Annotated in this window: 2 protein-coding genes and 1 riboswitch; both genes read right to left on the reverse strand. The window is 39.4% G+C overall.

All coding sequences use genetic code 11. The annotated features are described in order from the left end of the window. Window positions 1-2,123: methionine synthase (gene metH, locus ACILQF_RS12345; RefSeq protein WP_395627705.1), on the reverse strand; the 2,123-nt coding region annotated here is incomplete at its 3' end. Window positions 2,124-2,276: 153 nt separating this feature from the next. After that, window positions 2,277-2,378, reverse strand: a riboswitch (SAM riboswitch). A 148-nt stretch (window positions 2,379-2,526) separates the two neighbouring features. After that, the coding region (locus ACILQF_RS12350; RefSeq protein ID WP_395627706.1) for a Bax inhibitor-1/YccA family protein at window positions 2,527-2,915 on the reverse strand (389 nt) is incomplete at its 5' end.

A 2,915-nucleotide genomic window follows, 5' to 3' on the forward strand; every position in this document is an offset into this window, starting at 1 on the left:
GGAAGAAACATCTTACCTTGGCCAAATAGATCACCAACAATACCCATTCCATCCATTAGCGGGCCTTCGATTACTTCCAGTGGCTTCGCATATTTTTGTCTTGCTTCCTCCACGTCTTCATCCAGGTAATCGATGATTCCTTTAATGAGAGAATGTGAGAGCCTTGATTCTACGCTATTTTTACGCCATTCTTCATCTTTAACGATTACTTTACCCTTCGTTTTGATAGTTTCAGCAAAATCAACCAGTCGTTCTGTTGCATCTGTCCTGCGGTTGAGTAAAACATCTTCAACCAATTCAAGAAGATCTTTTGGGATTTCCTCATAAACCTCAAGCATTCCGGCATTGACAATACCCATGTCGAGGCCCGCCTTAATTGCATGATATAAAAATGCGGAATGCATCGCTTCACGTACGGTATTATTTCCTCTAAAGGAGAATGAAATATTACTTACTCCGCCGCTAACTTTCGCTAAGGGAAGGTTTTGTTTAATCCAGCGTGTAGCTTCAATAAAATCTACCGCATAATTATTATGTTCCTCCAATCCCGTGGCGACGGTAAGAATATTAGGATCGAAAATAATATCCTGAGCTGGGAAATTGACCTCATTTACTAAAATATCGTATGATCTACGACAGATTTCTATACGTCTTTGTAGCGAATCTGCTTGCCCCGATTCATCAAATGCCATAACCACAACAGCAGCACCATATTGACGGATTTTCGTAGCATAGTTTTTAAAGGCTTCTTCCCCTTCTTTTAGGGAAATAGAATTAACAATCCCTTTTCCTTGAAGACATTTTAATCCCGCTTCGATAACCGACCATTTAGAGGAGTCGACCATGATTGGCAATTTAGAAATATCTGGTTCTGAGGCGATTAAATTAAGGAATTTGACCATGGCTGCTTCCGAGTCAAGCATACCTTCGTCCATATTTACATCGATAATTTGTGCTCCACCCTCTACTTGTTGGCGTGCTACAGATAAAGCCTCATCGTAATTCCCACTTAAAATAAGTTTAGAGAATTTGGGAGATCCCGTGATGTTTGTGCGTTCCCCAATATTAACAAAATTCGTTTCAGGTGTTAAAGTAACGGGTTCTAATCCACTCAGGCGCATAAATGGCTCCGGCACGGGGGGCATTCTCGGTGTAAATTTTGCGGCCTTCTCAGCAATACATTTTATATGTTCTGGTGTGGTTCCGCAGCATCCACCAACAATATTAACAAACCCATTTGCCATAAAATCTTCCACAAGGTGGGCAGTTTCATGTGGCAGTTCATCGTATGCGCCAAATTCATTGGGTAAGCCTGCATTTGGGTAAGCCGAGATAAAACAAGACGCTTTTTTAGAAAGTTCTTCAATATGCGGGCGCATGTCTTTTGCACCTAAAGCGCAATTCAGTCCGATGCTCAGCAGATTGGCATGACTCAAAGAATTCAAAAAGGCTTCAACGGTCTGTCCCGATAAAGTTCTTCCACTAGCATCAGTTATGGTGCCCGAAATCATGATTTCGATCTTTTTGCCACTTTCGTTTTCGTAGTTTTTTGCAGCAAAAAGGGCGGCTTTGGTGATTAAGGTATCGGTAATGGTTTCGAATAAAAGTACATCGGCACCACCTTCAATTAAGCCTTTAACTTGTTCGTAGTAGGCATCAACAAGGTCATCGAATGTAACGGCACGATATCCTGGGTCGTTCACATCTGGCGACATAGAAGCCATTTTTGTTGTGGGACCTAAAGCACCGGCAACGAAGCGAGGTTTATTAGGATTTTTGAGTGTATATTCTTGTGCAATTTCTTTAGCAATGCGTGCGCCTTCAAAACTCATCTCATAAGAGAGCTCTTCCATCTGATAATCAGCCATGGAGATACGTTGAGTACTGAAAGTATTGGTCTCAATAATATCGGCTCCAGCCTCTAGGTATTCGGCATGTATTGCCTTTATGATATCTGGGCGGGTAATATTTAACAAGTCATTATTACCTCTTACATCGCAAGGGTGATTTTTAAACCGTTCACCTCTAAAATCTTCTTCCGTTAATTGGTAGCGTTGAATCATGGTGCCCATCGCACCATCAATAACTAATATTCGTTTTTTAAGTTCTTCTCTGATACTCATTTGTCTTTTTAAGATATTAGAAATGAGATGTGAGATGTGTGATAAAACTGATGAAATGCAATAATTTAAGCACCAAATAAGTCTAATATCTCAGATCTAATGTCTCATATCTATAAATGGCCTATCTTCAAAAAGTCGGTAATCAATGACTTTAACTTATCTTTTCCCGACTATGCGAGATAGAATGTAGCACCTTGTAAGCACAGGTTGCTAAGACTTCGTAGGGTCTAATCCCTCCGTCTTTCTGAATAAGCAACGCAAAAGTGCAAGATAATTTGCTGAAAAGCAAATTTGTGAGGAGAAATGCTATTTATGACATTTAGATTGATATTTGTGATAAAAGAATAGGGCTATATTTTATTGAATTACATATAAATATCCCAATAAATATAGCCCTATATTTTTATTTTCTACCTCCAAATAAACGAAGAAGCATCAAAAAAAGATTGATAAAATCAAGGTAAAGGGTTAATGCGCCCATGATTACCATTTTATTTGCGGATGCATCGCCATATTCAATTCCGGCAGCGATGCGCTTTAATCGTTGCATATCATAGGCGGTTAGACCTACAAATAAGGCTACTCCAATAAAGCTGATGATATAATCTAGCTGACTACTTCCTAAAAAGAAATTGACAATGCTAGCTATAACGATACCTACAAGAGCCATCATTAAAATGGGACCAAACTTTGTTAGGTCTTGTTCGGTCTTATAACCTGCAATAGCCATTACAGCAAATAATAAGGATGCTGAAATGAAACATCCCAATACCGAAGAAGAGGTGTAAACCA

This window comes from Daejeonella sp., assembly GCF_044232565.1.
Classification (GTDB): Bacteria; Bacteroidota; Bacteroidia; order Sphingobacteriales; family Sphingobacteriaceae; genus Daejeonella.